The 15,051-nt window shown below is 49.9% G+C and carries 13 protein-coding genes; 6 read left to right on the forward strand and 7 right to left on the reverse strand.

Annotated features, from left to right (window positions below; all coding sequences use genetic code 11):
• On the reverse strand, positions 1–2,363 hold a 2,363-nt coding region (leuS, locus tag MJZ25_15285), incomplete at its 3' end, for a leucine--tRNA ligase (protein MCQ2125536.1).
• A gap of 122 nt (positions 2,364–2,485) precedes the next feature.
• Entirely contained in the window at positions 2,486–3,049 is a 564-nt protein-coding gene (locus MJZ25_15290; protein ID MCQ2125537.1) for a hypothetical protein, read from the reverse strand.
• Between the two features lie 86 nt (positions 3,050–3,135).
• Here MJZ25_15290 and MJZ25_15295 point away from each other — a divergent pair, with 86 nt between their 5' ends.
• The gene (locus MJZ25_15295; GenBank protein ID MCQ2125538.1) at positions 3,136–4,104 is read left to right on the forward strand and encodes a PorT family protein; all 969 of its coding nucleotides are present in this window, start codon (positions 3,136–3,138) and stop codon (positions 4,102–4,104) included.
• A gap of 98 nt (positions 4,105–4,202) precedes the next feature.
• A complete protein-coding gene (locus tag MJZ25_15300; protein MCQ2125539.1) occupies positions 4,203–5,063 on the forward strand; it encodes an outer membrane beta-barrel protein in 861 nt (286 codons plus the stop codon).
• Between the two features lie 194 nt (positions 5,064–5,257).
• Here MJZ25_15300 and MJZ25_15305 read toward each other — a convergent pair whose 3' ends face one another.
• From MJZ25_15305 to MJZ25_15325, 5 genes are all read right to left on the reverse strand, one after another.
• Positions 5,258–8,236 (reverse strand): fused MFS/spermidine synthase, encoded by a 2,979-nt coding sequence (locus MJZ25_15305; protein MCQ2125540.1) that lies wholly within the window; start codon positions 8,234–8,236, stop codon positions 5,258–5,260.
• Positions 8,237–8,299: 63 nt separating this feature from the next.
• A complete protein-coding gene (locus MJZ25_15310; protein ID MCQ2125541.1) occupies positions 8,300–8,923 on the reverse strand; it encodes a hypothetical protein in 624 nt (207 codons plus the stop codon).
• A gap of 21 nt (positions 8,924–8,944) precedes the next feature.
• The gene (locus tag MJZ25_15315) at positions 8,945–9,394 is read right to left on the reverse strand and encodes a P-II family nitrogen regulator (protein MCQ2125542.1); all 450 of its coding nucleotides are present in this window, start codon (positions 9,392–9,394) and stop codon (positions 8,945–8,947) included.
• Complete coding sequence (locus MJZ25_15320) at positions 9,391–9,819, reverse strand: hypothetical protein (protein ID MCQ2125543.1); 429 nt, start codon at positions 9,817–9,819, stop codon at positions 9,391–9,393. The genes MJZ25_15315 and MJZ25_15320 overlap by 4 nt, the downstream gene beginning before the upstream one ends.
• A gap of 7 nt (positions 9,820–9,826) precedes the next feature.
• Positions 9,827–11,359 carry a DUF1538 domain-containing protein gene (locus MJZ25_15325; protein ID MCQ2125544.1) on the reverse strand — a complete coding sequence of 511 codons (1,533 nt, stop codon included), beginning with the start codon at positions 11,357–11,359 and terminating at the stop codon, positions 9,827–9,829.
• A gap of 142 nt (positions 11,360–11,501) precedes the next feature.
• Between MJZ25_15325 and MJZ25_15330 the strand changes: the two genes are divergently transcribed.
• The 4 genes from MJZ25_15330 to pgi all read left to right on the forward strand — a co-directional run.
• Positions 11,502–12,053 carry a sigma-70 family RNA polymerase sigma factor gene (locus MJZ25_15330; protein MCQ2125545.1) on the forward strand — a complete coding sequence of 184 codons (552 nt, stop codon included), beginning with the start codon at positions 11,502–11,504 and terminating at the stop codon, positions 12,051–12,053.
• Positions 12,046–12,435 carry a hypothetical protein gene (locus tag MJZ25_15335; GenBank protein ID MCQ2125546.1) on the forward strand — a complete coding sequence of 130 codons (390 nt, stop codon included), beginning with the start codon at positions 12,046–12,048 and terminating at the stop codon, positions 12,433–12,435. The genes MJZ25_15330 and MJZ25_15335 overlap by 8 nt, the downstream gene beginning before the upstream one ends.
• A gap of 3 nt (positions 12,436–12,438) precedes the next feature.
• Positions 12,439–13,098, forward strand: a complete 660-nt coding sequence (locus MJZ25_15340) for a Spy/CpxP family protein refolding chaperone (GenBank protein ID MCQ2125547.1) — start codon at positions 12,439–12,441, stop codon at positions 13,096–13,098.
• Between the two features lie 506 nt (positions 13,099–13,604).
• On the forward strand, positions 13,605–15,051 hold a 1,447-nt coding region (gene pgi, locus MJZ25_15345), incomplete at its 3' end, for a glucose-6-phosphate isomerase (protein ID MCQ2125548.1).

Genomic DNA, 15,051 nt, shown 5'->3' on the forward strand with positions numbered 1-15,051 from the left:
GGTTCGCGGTAGCGCTTGTCCATCTTCATCATTTCGTTGTTGAAGATCATCAGCTGGCTGATAGCGGTATTGAAGCTCATGTTTTCAATGTCGCTTGTGACCTTGATGATGGACTGGTGCATAATCTTCTGGATATCTTCCGGAGCAGCTTCGTCAACGAAGACGGGAGCAGCATCGTCGTCGCCCACCACAGAACGCCATGCGCGGCCCAGGAAACGGTTCATACCTTCGATGCCCTTGGTCTGCCAAGGCTTCACGGCATCCAGAGGACCCATGAACATTTCGTACAAACGAAGGCTGTCTGCACCGTAGTCGCGAACCACGTCATCGGGGTTCACAACGTTCTTCAGGGACTTACTCATCTTGGCAACGATCTGCTTCAGTTCGATGTCGGTACCCTTCTTGAAGAACTTGCCGTTCTTTTCTTCCACTTCGTCGGTGGGAACCTTGGAGCCGGCTGCGTCTTCGTAAGCGAAGGCAAGAATCATACCCTGGTTAAAGAGCTTCTGGAAGGGTTCGTCGGTAGAGACGAGGCCCAGGTCGAAGAGGACCTTGTGCCAGAAACGGCTATAGAGCAAGTGGAGCACAGCGTGTTCTGCACCGCCCACATAAAGGTCGACAGGCATCCAGTACTTTTCAAGTTCCTTGGCCAGGAATGCGTCGCCGTTGCAGGCGTCGATATAGCGGAGGTAGTACCAGCAGGAGCCAGCCCACTGCGGCATGGTGTTGGTTTCGCGAACGCCCTTGCGGCCGTTCTTGTCTACAACGTTGAGCCATTCGGTTGCGTTGGCCAGCGGAGACTGACCGCCGTCACCCGGCTTGTAGTCCTGCAGGTCCGGCAGCTGCACGGGGAGTTCTGCATCGTCGACGGTAGAGATTTCGCCATCTTCCCAGTGGATGATGGGGAACGGTTCGCCCCAGTAACGCTGACGGCTGAAGAGCCAGTCACGGAGCTTGTAGTTCACGGTAGCCTTACCGATCTTGTTGGCTTCCAGCCATTCGATCACCTTAGCCTTGCCAGCTTCCTTGTTGAGGCCGTTGAGGCAGAGGGTGTCGTTCTGGCTGTTGATGTAGGTGCCGTCGGCAGCCCAGCAAGCTTCGCCAGCGAGAACCTGGGGCTTCACGTCTTCCGGGCAGGATGCGTCCGGTTCCATGATGCAGATAACAGGCAGGTTAAACTTCTTTGCGAATTCGAAGTCACGGGTATCGTGGGCGGGCACTGCCATGATGGCGCCGGTGCCGTAGCCAGTCAAAACGTAGTCAGCCACCCAAACCGGAATCTTGGTGCCGGTCAGCGGGTTGATGGCGTAGGAGCCAGAGAACACGCCGGTCTTTTCCTTGGCCAGTTCGGTACGGTCCAGGTCGCTCTTGAGGGCGGCGGCATGAACGTAGGCTTCCACAGCTTCCTTCTGTTCCGGAGTAGTGAGGGTCGGAACCAGCTTGTGTTCAGGAGCCACCACCATGTAGGTTGCGCCAAACAAGGTATCGCAACGGGTGGTGTAAACGCGGAGCTTGTTTTCTGTCGGCTTGCCGTTTGCGTCAGCGATTGCGAAGTCCACTTCTGCACCCTGGCTCTTACCGATCCAGTTCTTCTGCATGTCCTTCACGCCCTGGGGCCAATCCAGCTTGTCCAGGCCCTTCAAAAGACGGTCGCCATAATGCGGGATGCGCATGAGCCACTGCTTCAGGTTACGGCGTTCCACTTCCTTGGTGCCGCACTTTTCGTGAGAACCGTCGTTCAAAACTTCTTCGTTAGCGCAAACAATCTTGCAGTGCTTGCACCACCAGACCTGAGCGTCGGCGTAGTAAGCGAGACGCTTGGAATCCTTGAACTTGCGAACTTCTGCTGCACCCTGAGCCTGAACATCAGCCGGAATGGGCAGTTCTTCAATGGGGCGACCCTTCTGCTGTTCATCATCGAACCAGGTGCCATAAAGGCGCTTGAAGATCCACTGGGTCCACTTGTAGTACTTGGGGTCGGTGGTGTTCACTTCCTTTTCCCAGTCGTAAGAAAGACCGAGGCGCTGGATCTGACGGCGGAAATTGTCGCAGTTCTTCTTGGTGGTGATTGCCGGATGGGTACCGGTCTGAATTGCATACTGTTCAGCAGGGAGACCAAATGCATCCCAACCCATGGGGTGCAAGACGTTGAAACCCTTGGAACGCTTGTAGCGACAAATGATATCCGTTGCGGTGTAGCCTTCGGGGTGACCAACGTGGAGGCCTGCGCCACTGGGATACGGGAACATGTCCAGGCAGTAGAACTTGGGCTTGGACTGATCGGTGCCAGTCTTGAAGGTCTGATGTTCAGCCCAGTAAGCCTGCCACTTGGTTTCGATTTCTTGCGGATTATACTTTGCCATATTTCGTTCCTTTCGCAGACGCCCAAAAGCGCCCGCTATAAAATTTTACGGCGAAAAGATAGAAAAAAGGAATCCCGCCTAGCAGGACTCCCTTTTTTGAAAGCACATAAACCACTCTGTTGTTATTCTTCCTTGCATTCGCCATTAGCAGCAAGTTGGCAAACGGGTTCCCATTCTCCCGCTTCTGTGTAAACATACATTACGTTAACACCTGGAATTCCAAGGGTGCCTTCTGTGCCCGACGATACATAAACAACGCAGGTATCCCCCACCTTCGTATCTTCCTTGGTGCACTGTTCACTTACACTGGGGCCAGCAGGTTTTCCCGTTTCCTTCCACACGCCGTCATTGCAAATAAAATAATAGTCCGTATGAAATCGGCCGCTATAAACGGTAAAGGTGCCTACAGCCCCTTCATTCTCTGCGTTGCAGGGTTCTACAGGATCACGATATTCAGACGGTTGCCATGTTCCTTCTGTACAGCGGTAATACTCATCTGTCCCCCCAACCTTATTGCTCTTAACAGTTTTATAGCTACCCTCTTCACCACATTTTTCCGTGGTTTGGGGAAGGTCATTTGACGCAGAAGATGACGAATCGTCACCACAGGCGGCAAGTGAGAAAACTGCCCCAGCAACAAAAGTTGCACAGGCCATATAATTCAAAAGACTGCGTAATCCTCGCATAAATCCTCCTAAATTTTCATGCAGTTAATGTACAAAACTACCATTTCACACACCACCTTTTACGAAAAAAAAGTTATAATTCTAGTATGTTCGCATCTAAGTTTTTTTCGAAGACCCTTTTGACTTTTGCCACGACTTTTGCGTTGGCAGGTTTTTTCACCAATGCTTTCGCACAGGGATATTTTCCCGGTTCCGGTGAAGAGGATAACGAAAATGAATCTAGCTGCGTAGGTGACGGCTGTGGTCTCGTATTCCCCAACCAGGACGAGCAAGCAAACAACACCCCCTCTGAAACCGCCTCCGAAATCAGTTCCTCCAACGAAGCCGAAGCCGCAACCCAGAGTGGTGATTCCACAAGTGTTGCTGCAGTCGACAGTTCCAAAGTCACCCACGAAGATGAGGAAGACGACGGACGTCCCTACTACATCAACGAATCGGCGTCCGAATACGAAGCCCGAAAGGAAGGCTTTTCCAAGAGTTTAACCTTCGGCGTACGTGCAGGCGGCGGCATGAACTTCACATTCGGAAAGAAAGCCTCTGGCTGGAACATGGATTTCGAAGGCAATGCAGGTATTGTCGGCAGACTTCCTCTTTATAGGAAAACATTGGGTGTCCAGGCAGAACTGGATTTCACCTACCGCCGCTACAACTACGAAAAGGATGTCAGTTACGGACATAACAAAGCAGAAATCAAGGAAATCATCGTTGACATTCCTGTCATGCTTCAATATTTCTTTGACCAAGACGGCCTTTTCATTAATTTCGGTTTAAATCTCGGTCTAAAAATGGGCGGAGAATCCATTTTCCGCCAGACCATCGACACCGAGGACCAGTATACCAAGGACAAACGAAGTAATACCCTTCCCACAGCAGGCGTCGAACTGGGCGGACTTATTGATATCGGCTACCCCATCACTCGTTGGATGATCGTTGATTTGCGAATCGTACAGAACTTCACAAACATGCTGGACATGGATTACATCGCAGAATCCAAGATTATGGGGTCAAAACTCTATACATTGCATACAACATTGGGACTTTTCTTCCCAATTTAGCGGTTGGTTAAGTAAAAAAAATTTTCAATTCTCTTTTTCGTCCCTGAATTTATTTTTAGGGGCGGTTAACCACCGTTTTGGATTGTTATTATTGGACTATGAATTTCAAGAAATTTTCGTTAATCGCTTCCATGGCCATGGCATTGTCTATGCCGGCTTTCGCCCAGGAAGCATCTACAGATGATGAATGGGCATCTGTACCGCAAGCAGACGACTCTGACAGCGCTGCGGCATTCGACAGCACCGCCACATACGACGGTTCTTCCGACGCCGAATTCGCCAACGACGAAGAATACGCCAGTGCTTACGCCCGATACAAGGCACAAACCACGAAAAAGACCGAAATTGAACGTCAACGTACCGAAGGTTTCGCTCGCCCCGTGATGCTGGGCGTCCGCGCACAGGGAGGCATCAACACGTTCTTTGGTGAAAATTCCGATGGTTGGAAAATCGGCTTCCAGGGCGGCGCAGGCCTTATGTTGAAGATGAACCTCGGCATCAAGAATTTGAGCCTTGTTCCAGAACTAACCTTCAACTATCGTCGCTACACCTACGAAAAGGAAATGGCAGACGGTCTTTACACCAACGAATCTGTCATCAACATTTTCATCTTTGAAATTCCCATTATTGTTCGCTACGAATTTGAAAGCACAGATTTCTATGTTGGCCTTGGTCTGAATCTCGGTCTTAAACTAAACGGAAGTTCCTCTTTCGAAAACGTTTCAAACAACGGAGACCGTACTCCTCACCCGAATCCGGATCCAGTCATGACGTCTAGTATGGAAATCGGTGCAGGACTTGACTTGGGTTACATGATCAGTAGAAACACATACATCAACCTGCGTGTAGTTCAATGCTTTACAAGTTTGTTGAACAAGATTCTTGTCGAAGCACAGTCCTTCCAGAATTCCAGTTTGCTGACATTCCAAACCACAGCTGGCATCAGCTTCCTGTTCTAGGAATAACCGTTCACTGTTCTTCATACGAGAACATACAGTACCGTTCACTAGACATTGCAATAGGAAGTGTCAGAAACCGTTCATCGTTCTTCATTACATTAAAAAAAGAAAGGCCTCCGAAAATCGGAGGTCTTTTCTTATGTACGGGACTTAAACAAAATTCAAGATCAGCACCGCACAACTAGCAGCGCAATCTAGCGACCAATCTTTGCTGCGTTAATCTGTTTGCGGAGCTTCTGAATTTCGCGTTCGATCAAGCGCTTTTCCACGGCGAAGAATTCTTCGTTTCTCTGGATAGCATTCTTGTAGATGACATCAGCTAAATCCGGTTCGCCAGCCATAAGAGCCACAAGCACGCAGTTGCGAAGGAACAGCTGATCCATTTCGCCCATTTCGTAACGGTCGTAGAAGTCTGCCACGGCCAAGGCGCCCTTGGCGTAATCCTTGGCGCGAGCAGCTTCAAGGATATTGAATTCATCTGCAAAGCTCTGGGGCACAGCCTTGTTCTCAACCAGTTCACGAATCTTCACGTAGACCTCGTTGGAATCGCGAGCCTCCATAGGAATGGTGCGGATCCATTCCACATATTCCTCGCGGAACTTCTGGAATTCCGGAGACGATTCCAATGCGGCCAACTGCGGATTTTCTATGGCTGCGCTATCCACAGCAGAACTATCGACTGCGACGCTATCAGCAACCGGGGCCTTCTTCAAAAGATCTTCAGCGTAAGCCAGCAAGCCACGTTTCTTGTAAGTGTCCTCGCCATTTTCCATCATGGCCTTTGCACGTGCCGGTCGGCGAAGGTTGTATTCTTCAGGGCTCAAGTATTCCTGCCAGCAGACTTCGCAAGAATCGAACATCTGAACGATGTGGGCCTCGGAGTGCACGAAGCGGGCTTCTTCAGCGCGGTTATCCACCATGGGAACAAAGATACTGTTGGGTTCAACACCTTCTAGCAAGGAAGAAACCATCTTGTTGGTGAAGAGGAAGTTTCTTTCGCCGAAGAATTCCGGATCACGATGAATGCGGTCAAATTCCTTGATCATTACGGAATCCGTGCTAAAGCGGCCAATGCCCTTCTGGTACACAGGTTCATCACTTGCAATCATGATGATGTCCGGTTCATCCGTAGACTTGTACAAGCTGACATAGGGGAAGTTCATATCCAAAGCCTTCAGAATGTTCAAGAACATCAAGTCATTGAATTCGTAGGTCTGAATCCACTGCACCCAAAGTCCACCGGGCTTCATGTAACGCTTCATCTTAGCATAGAATTCATGAGCGAACAAGCCAGCCACACCGCTTACCCAAGGGTTCGAAGGCACACTAATAATCATGTCGTACTGACGACGATTGGTGTGGAAGAATGTAGTTGCGTCATCAATAAAGATGTGGATGCGGGGATCATCGTAACCACGGGCGTTATACGGATAGAATCCCTTGGCCAAGTCCATCATGGCTTCTTCAATTTCAACGCAGTCGAAATCCTTCAGCAGCGGGTCTGCCAAAAGATAATGGGCGCCCATACCGCTACCATAGCCCACCATGGCAGCATCGTAAGGTTCCGTCTTCACAGCCATGGGCATGAATGCAGTTGCTGCCTGGGTCAGTTCATCGCTGGAAATAGGCTGAGTACGATCCTTGCTCAAGCTTGCATCAGCCTTACCATTGGTCTTAACATAATAATGGACCTTGGATTCATGGAAACTGATGGTTGCGGTCTTACCATCAATAACACGAATCTTTTCATCGGGATGCATGTTCTTGTAGGAACGGAAAACGCCAGATGTTACCAGGTGGGGGTCGAAATTCACAAAGAAGGCGGGCAGCACCATGGCGGCGGCCACCACATAGAACATCACATTGTGACGCCACTTCTTGCGGTACACAGCCAGTAGGATAAAGCCAATGGCGAAATCAAGAACAGCAGCAAGGACCAAAGCTCCCTTCAGCTGGAGGAGCGGCAACAGCAAAAGGCCGCCGCCAGCAGAACCGAGGATAGAACCCAAAGTATTCCAGCCATAAACCTTTCCGATAGGAGCTTCGCTCTTGAAAGCACGAGTCAAAATCAAGGTAATCAAAGGCAAGGTCATGCCAGCGAAGAAACTGGTAGGCACCATCCAAAGCAAGGACAAGGCATACTTAAACAAGCTCCAACAAACATAACCATCAGCCGTGGGATTGAAAATCTGGTTGGCCTCATTCATCATGGCCCAGAAGGGCTCGTGGAAGTACAAGGTGCAAAGAGCAAAGAAGGCCATGAAAATCTGGGCCAGGGAAAGCACCACCAGGCTATCCTTCTTCAGGAGCTTACCGCTGACAGCACTACCGATGGCAAGGCCCAGAATAAATGCAGAAAGCATCTGGTCGAAGCTGTGGCTAGAAGAACCCATCAACAGGGAAAGCAAACGAGTCCAGACGATTTCATAAACGAAAGAAGTCAAGCCGGTAATAGCTGCAATCCACAGCCACATGTTCTTGTGGGGCATGGGCAGGTTATGTTCCGCAGCATAGTCTTCATTCTGATTTTCAATTTCTTCCTCGTTTTCTGCAGCAGGCACAGGCGAAGTCGTCATGCCGATAAAGCTAAACACCGCAGCCAGCAAGAAGTTGATGGAAGCAGCCACAATCAAGGTCGCATGATTACCGATGTTTGGAATCAGCAAATAGCTGGTAGCAAGAATACCGATTGCAGAACCCAGGCTGTTGGTAAAGTAGAGCATGGGGAGAGAAACTTCTGCACCGCTCTTGCGCATAAGCCCCGCAGCAATAAACGGGAAGGTCATGCCCACCGCGATCGCAATAGGAAGCGTAGAACCCGTAGCAAGGACCACCTTGGCGATTTCAGCGCCTCGGGAGCTAAGCCCCGCCGTAAATTCAGAATCAAAGAAGAATCCTGTCAGCAAGTTGTACAGCGGGTGGTAAGCTACACCACCGATACCGATAGCGAGTTCCACCAGACCGTAGCCCAAAAGCGGGCGCTTGGTCTTCGTCACAAGCTTACCGGCAACAAAGCTACCGATGGCAAGGCCGCCCATGTAAATGCAGAGGGTGAGAACTTGTCCGTAACTGGAATGACCCAGGAAAAGCTTAAGATAACGTGCCCAGGAGCCTTCATAAATCAGGCCGGCAAAACCTGAAAGGGCAAACAGGAAATAAATGAGAATATTCATGGCGTAAATTTATACAAATACACCATGAATGAAATGAAAATAAAAATTTAGAGAGTCTATCCTTTACGGATTATAGTGGTCAAAGGATTCCATCATGTCTATCACATACTTATCCGGATTATCCATCGGATTAACAGTGTAGGCTGTGACGACATAGAAATTACCCTTTTCCGTCAATTTAACCGCGGAACACTCACGGAAATCATCTTTACCCTCAAGGCAAATCAGCCCATACCCGTTTTCCTTATTGAAGGAAGAAGAAAGTACGGAACCTCCTTTCAAGGGTTCATAATTCTCAAAAGAATTCTCAGCGTCCCACTGCATAAAGTACATAACTACAGCAGAATCCGAAGCCATTGGAGGGGGCGTGAAGGAGCTATCGCGTTCAACCAGGGATCTTGTTGCTCCTCGAGCCGTCAAATTCAAACTAGGACTTTCTACTTCGCCCAAAACAAACTGAACTCTGAATACGCCATGTTCAATAGAATAAGTTGCTACCCTATAAGCCCACTGTTCATTTGGCATAAACGGCAAAGTAAACTCCACCGGTTCCGGATGAGGAACCTGCAAATACATGCCTCGCTTTGTCCACTTGTACTGGCCAATGCGAATAGCATCCTTGGAGGCACAACCTTCCAAAAGAATCAATGCAAAAAGGCCTATTACTAAAGCAAAATGTTTTTTCATATCTAACCCCTTTTTCTTTGTCTACTTCTTCTCAGAGGGCTTCACGATGGAAGCCATTTTCTGGGTAAAGCGCTGAGCAAGAGAAGCATTTTCATCGTCCTTGGTGCCAGCCTTTTCTGCAGCGGCAGCCTTGGCTGCAGCGATTGCTTCGGGCTTCCAAGGAGTCAAGCCAACCACGTTATCAACCGGAAGAGAGAATGCAATACCCTGGCCCATGGTATCGAGGCCAGCCTTCTGGTACAAGGAATGAAGAACAGCATCCTTGATTTTAGAATCCACCAGAATCATCACGATTTCCTTTTCCGGTTGGATTGCAATATGGAAGAAGGATTCCGCTTCCTTGTTTGCGGTACCGCGGGCATTCAGAATCGTACCGCCACGGGCGCCAGCTTCCTTGGCAGCGTCCATCACCATTTCGGAGAAGCCGTTATTCACAATGCAAAAGATGACTTCGTGATTATATGCGCTCATTTTTCCTGTCTCCGAACCGCGTCGCGGTTATCGCTTAAAAAATTAAAGATGGACTTGCCGATAATGCTTGCCATCGGAATCGTGTAGGCAATGCCTCTGCCGCCGGGAATGGTATTGAACTTTTCCTCAAGGCTTTCAAGTGCAGCAGGCAAATGGTCCTCGCCAATAACGCTAATGATTACCGCGCGATTTGGGTCGGCCAAGCCCATAGCCGTCGCAATTTCCTTGGGAGCAGTTCCCTGCCCGAAAACCACCATCTGCATGTTCACGCCGAAGGACTGGATATGGTCCATAAAAAAGTCCGCCTTGGCACGGCTCACCACCGTCATCATGATTTTCAACTTGTTCATGGAAACGGCAGAATGACCATCGGTAACAGCGTGGCCGCGTCTTCTTACGGGATTGAATCTTCCAATATCAGCCATGCCTTACCTACACAAAGTCAATAATCTGTTCATCATCCGCATCCTGGATGCGACGCATCATCATACGATTACGGAGGGTTCTGGAAAGAATCGCCTTAAAGCCAAGAACCTGAATCGTAATCAACGGAGTCATGGCCACCATGGCCACAATGCCAAATGCAAAATTCAAAATGGCATCGCCACCGCCGTGAACGGAAGCGCAGGCGCCAATTGCCAAAGGCAAAATAAAGCTGGAAGTCAAGGGACCGCTGGCCACGCCACCGGAGTCAAAGGCAATGGCCGTATAAAGTTTCGGAACAAAGAAGGACAAACCAAGAGAAAGGAAGTAACCCGGAATCAAATAATAAATGAGAGGGAATCCGTAAATCAGGCGAATCATGGAAAGACCAATGGAAATGCCAACACCCACAGACAAGGCAATTAACATGGAACGTTTGGTCACCAGACCACCAGTGATTTCTTCCACCTGCTTATTCAACACATGCACCGCAGGTTCTGCAAGCACCACCACCATACCGATGATAAAGCCAGCAACCACCAGTGCCTTAGGAATTGCAGCTAACTGCTGGCCCAGTTCAAAACCGATAGGCATAAAGCCCACGGCCACAGCCGTCAAGAAAATCACCAAGCCCACAAAAGTATAGATGATACCGAAACCGATCTGCATCAACTTTGTTTTTGTCAGCTTCAAAACAAAAATCTGAAGCACCACAAAGAACGCCACAATCAGGCCCAAAGCCACAATCACTTCCTTGGCCACACCAAGAACGGTATGGAAGAAATTCATTCCAAGATTTGCATCGATGGAATAGGCACTTTCAGAAAGTTCGTAGGCCAAGTCGCCCTTGGAACAAAGGAGCAAGCCCATCAGGGCAAGAATCGGGCCGATGGAACAAAGGGCAATCAAGCCGAAGCTGTTTTCATTGGCATTTCGACCACCAATGGCACCAGCCACACCCACGCCCAAAGCCATAATAAAGGGCACCGTAATGGGGCCCGTGGTCACACCACCGCTATCAAAAGCCAGCGGAACAAAGCTTGCCTTCCCCATGGAAATCATCAGCATGCCCAACATGAAAAGCACCATGTAGAAGAAGATGATAATGGAGGAAAGATCTTTCTTAAAAACAATCTTGAAAATGGCCAAAAGCAAAAAGAGGCCTACGCCCACACCCACCGTACCGATCAAAAGCTTGGGGTAAATGGCATTTTCCACCTGTTCCGCCAAAACGGACAAGTCAGGTTCCGCCACCGTAATCAGCACGCCCATCACAAAGCACACGGAAACCAAAAGCAAAAGGCGGCGGGACTTAGCCAAACCGGAACCCACATGTTCACCCATGGGAGTCATGGCCAGGTCGGCACCAAGGTTGAAAAGGCCGATACCAATCACCAAGAACACGGCACAAAGGGCAAAAACAAGCAATTCCTTCCAGGACAAGCTTACCAAAGGCGTAAAAGACACCACCAAAACGATCAATGCCACAGGGAGCACCGACGTAAAGGCTTCTTTCAACTTGTCCAGGAGAATTTTCAGCATTTTTATGCAATATAGTTTAAAAAAGATGGCGACGAACACCCCAAATACGCCTAAAAGAGGTCAAAAACGGCAATTTTCAAAAAAATCAAATTTTTTATTTTTTATGCAACCAAACCAACCATTAAAACATCAAAAGGTTACAATGGACGAAAAAATCATTCTACAAAAGATTAAGGAAGGCAGCCGCGAGGCTTTGGGTATGCTTTGGCAGTCCCATAGCAAGCAGGTCTTGAACCTTGCCTTCAGAATGATGAAGAATCGTGACCAGGCCGAAGACCTCCTGATGGATGTTTTCGTGCAAGTTCCCAAGGCTATCCAAAGCTTCCGAGGCGATTCCGCCCTAGGAACATGGCTTTACAAGCTGACGGTGAACGCCTGCCTCATGAAACTGCGCGCCCAAAAGCGACATCACGAACTTGAAGAACTGAATCTTGAGAATATCGTGGAAAATGCACTCGGAAAGCAGGAAAGTGCAGAAATTCTCAAGGATTACGACCCGGAATTGCTTCAGATGGGGCTAAATGCACTGCCCGCCGAAACAAGAAGCATGCTCTGGCTCAAGGATGCCGAAGACATGGACGTCAAGGATCTGGCAGACATCTACGAAATGCCCGTAGGAACCATTAAAGCCCGCCTTAGCCGCGGCAGAAACTTTGTGAAGAATTTTTTAAAGGAGAGGAAAATGTATGCGTAACATCAATTTTTCTACCGACATCTCCGAAAACGATGATCTCGACAAGTTGGATTTCTCCAAGCTTGAAGAACTTACCCCTCGTGCAGATTCCTGGGATAAGGTTTGCGCCCGTCTCGATGCAGAACAGGCTGCACCCAAGAAGTCGAACATCATTTCTTTCCGTGCAATTTACAGCGCTATCCCGTTGGCAGCAAGCTTTGCTCTTGTGGGTCTCAGCGCATGGCTCGCAGCCTTCAATACTATCGATGACCAGACTATTTCCATGAGCACCATGGAATCCAGCGATACTGTCGCATGGTTCAACAGCCTGGGCGAAGACGATAGCGAAGACTTCGACCTTATGGAAAATTCAACCGCCATCAACTACTTGATGAAGGAGTAAACTATGAAGGGATCCGTAAAACTTTTCATCGCAAGCATGTTCGTGTTTGCTTGCGCCCTGGGCTTCTTTGCCGGTGCGCTCTGCTTCAACAACAAAGCACCTGCGCCCTGCGAAAAAGGCATGATGATGCCGCCCCCTCCCCCGGGATTTGAAGGCAAGGGTCCCCATGGTCCGCAGGGCCCTGGCTTCAAGCACGGTCACGGCCCCCGCCCGGAAATGAGCGAACGTCACCAAGGTGGCCGCGGCCCGAAGGTCGCTCCCGAGTTCCTGGATTCCCTCCTGCAGGTGACCCCGGAACAGAAGGCGCAGATCGAAAAGCAACGTGCAACTTCCGACTCCACCACAAAGGCAATCCGCAAGCAGCGTCAGGAAGCCGAAAAGCAGCTCCGCGAAGCTATGGAAGCCGGCAACGCCGACCAGATTAACGCAGCAAAGGCAAGCGTTCTCGCATCCCAGAGCGCCATGCTGGACCAGCGCGTCAACAGCTACAACGCATTGGCAGGCATCCTCTCCAAGGAACAGATGGAAAAGTTCCGCGCCTTCCATAACGAAAACATGAAGAACGTTCACGAGGGCCCCCACGGCCCCAAAGGCCACGGCCCGAAACACGGTCCCAAGCCCGGTCACGAAGGTTTCCCGCCTCCCCCGCCGCAGCACAAGTAATTCCTGAGAAAAACTTAAACGAAGAAGTCCCCGGTTAATCACCGGGGACTTTTTTAACTAAGAGAGAAAATCTAGACAGCGGGGACTAAACACTCTAAATGTCCCTGGCAGTGTAGATGGGAAAATGATTAAACGAGATTAGCAATCAAAAGCAGAGCACTGCCGCTGATAACGAGCAAACCACTGAGGATAGCTTCAACCTTCGGGCCGTACTGCTTTGTAATGGTACGATTCTGAGCTTGAAAACGCTGTTCCATAATTAACCTTCCTTTTCACCAAACAATGATAGGTTTCCCATCCCTATGTCTATAAATTACCTAAACGGGTGAGGGAAAACACAAATCTGTGGACAGGTTTTATGGACAGTTTGTCAACGGTTAGTAGTACTTGGAATATTACCCAATGCCATATTATGACCGGGTTTATTCCATGTAAGAATATCGTAAGAAGCATATTTTCTATATTTTACGCTGTATTTAACACCCGCTTAGCGGAAAGGATAAACAATGTCTAAACTGACTGATTCTCAGGAATGGAAGGCTCTTGAAGCCCACTCCGAAGTAGCCAAGACCTGGCACATGAAGGAACTCTTCGCCAAGGACCCCAGCCGTGCTGCAAAGTTCAGCGCTGAAGCCTGCGGCCTCTTCCTGGACTACTCCAAGAACATCATCACCGACGAAACCATGGCAAAGCTCCAGGACCTCCTGAAGTCCGCCAACTTCGAAGACATCCGCGCTAAGTACTTCGGCGGCGAAAAGATCAACACCACCGAAAAGCGTGCTGTTCTCCACACCGCTCTCCGCTACAAGGGTAACGAAGCTATCTGCGTCGACGGCAAGGACGTGATGCCCGAAGTTCGTGCAGTTCTTACCCACATGGAAGAATTCACCAAGCTGGTCCGTACCGGCAAGTGGAAGGGCCACACCGGCAAGTCCATCAAGTACGTTGTGAACATCGGTATCGGCGGTTCTGACCTGGGCCCGGTGATGGTTACCGAAGCCCTGAAGCCCTATGCTGAAAAGCCGGCTGCAGGCGAAACTTCTCCGGAAGTCTTCTTCGTTTCCAACATCGATGGCACCCACATGGCAGAAACCCTGAAGAAGGTTAACCTGGAAGAAACCCTCTTCATCGTCGCTTCCAAGACTTTCACCACCCTCGAAACCATGACCAACGCACAGACCGCCAAGGAAGCCGTGCTCAAGGCCTTCAACGGTGACGAAAAGTCCATCGCAAAGCACTTCGTTGCTCTTTCCACCAACACTGAAGCAGTTACCGCTTTCGGTATCGACCCGGCCAACATGTTCGAATTCTGGAACTGGGTTGGCGGCCGCTACTCTCTGTGGTCTGCAATCGGTCTGTCCATCGCTCTCCGCATCGGCTTCGATAACTACATGAAGCTCCACCAGGGCGCTTACGAAATGGATCAGCACTTCAAGACTGCTCCGGTGGAAAAGAACCTGCCGGTGATTCTCGCCCTTATCGGTGTCTGGTACAACAACTTCTTCGGTGCCTCTAGCTACGCTATGCTCCCCTACGACCAGTACCTCCATCGCCTGGCTGCCTACTTCCAGCAGGCTGACATGGAATCCAACGGTAAGTTCGTTGACCGCGACTGCAAGCGCGTGAACTACCAGACTGGCCCGATCCTCTGGGGCGAACCGGGTACCAACGGCCAGCATGCCTTCTACCAGCTGATCCACCAGGGCACCAAGATGATTCCTTGCGACTTCATCGCCCCGGCAAACAGCCACAACCCTGTTGGCGATCATCACCAGAAGTTGCTCTCCAACTTCTTCGCTCAGCCGGAAGCTCTCATGAACGGTAAGACCCTCGACCAGGCTGCAGAAGAACTCCGCAAGGCTGGCAAGTCTGAAGAAGAAGTCGCTTTCCTCGCTCCGCACAAGGTGTTCGAAGGCAACAAGCCCACCAACTCCATCATGATGGACTACGTTT

It is taken from the genome of Fibrobacter sp., from assembly GCA_024399065.1.
Lineage (GTDB): Bacteria > Fibrobacterota > Fibrobacteria > Fibrobacterales > Fibrobacteraceae > Fibrobacter.

Coding starts and splice junctions, on each gene's coding strand:
- MJZ25_15290 (MCQ2125537.1), bottom strand. CDS start 3,049: ATGCGAGGATTACGCAGTCTTTTGAATTATATGGCCTGTGCAACTTTT.
- MJZ25_15295 (MCQ2125538.1), top strand. CDS start 3,136: ATGTTCGCATCTAAGTTTTTTTCGAAGACCCTTTTGACTTTTGCCACG.
- MJZ25_15300 (MCQ2125539.1), top strand. CDS start 4,203: ATGAATTTCAAGAAATTTTCGTTAATCGCTTCCATGGCCATGGCATTG.
- MJZ25_15305 (MCQ2125540.1), bottom strand. CDS start 8,236: ATGAATATTCTCATTTATTTCCTGTTTGCCCTTTCAGGTTTTGCCGGC.
- MJZ25_15310 (MCQ2125541.1), bottom strand. CDS start 8,923: ATGAAAAAACATTTTGCTTTAGTAATAGGCCTTTTTGCATTGATTCTT.
- MJZ25_15315 (MCQ2125542.1), bottom strand. CDS start 9,394: ATGAGCGCATATAATCACGAAGTCATCTTTTGCATTGTGAATAACGGC.
- MJZ25_15320 (MCQ2125543.1), bottom strand. CDS start 9,819: ATGGCTGATATTGGAAGATTCAATCCCGTAAGAAGACGCGGCCACGCT.
- MJZ25_15325 (MCQ2125544.1), bottom strand. CDS start 11,359: ATGCTGAAAATTCTCCTGGACAAGTTGAAAGAAGCCTTTACGTCGGTG.
- MJZ25_15330 (MCQ2125545.1), top strand. CDS start 11,502: ATGGACGAAAAAATCATTCTACAAAAGATTAAGGAAGGCAGCCGCGAG.
- MJZ25_15335 (MCQ2125546.1), top strand. CDS start 12,046: ATGCGTAACATCAATTTTTCTACCGACATCTCCGAAAACGATGATCTC.
- MJZ25_15340 (MCQ2125547.1), top strand. CDS start 12,439: ATGAAGGGATCCGTAAAACTTTTCATCGCAAGCATGTTCGTGTTTGCT.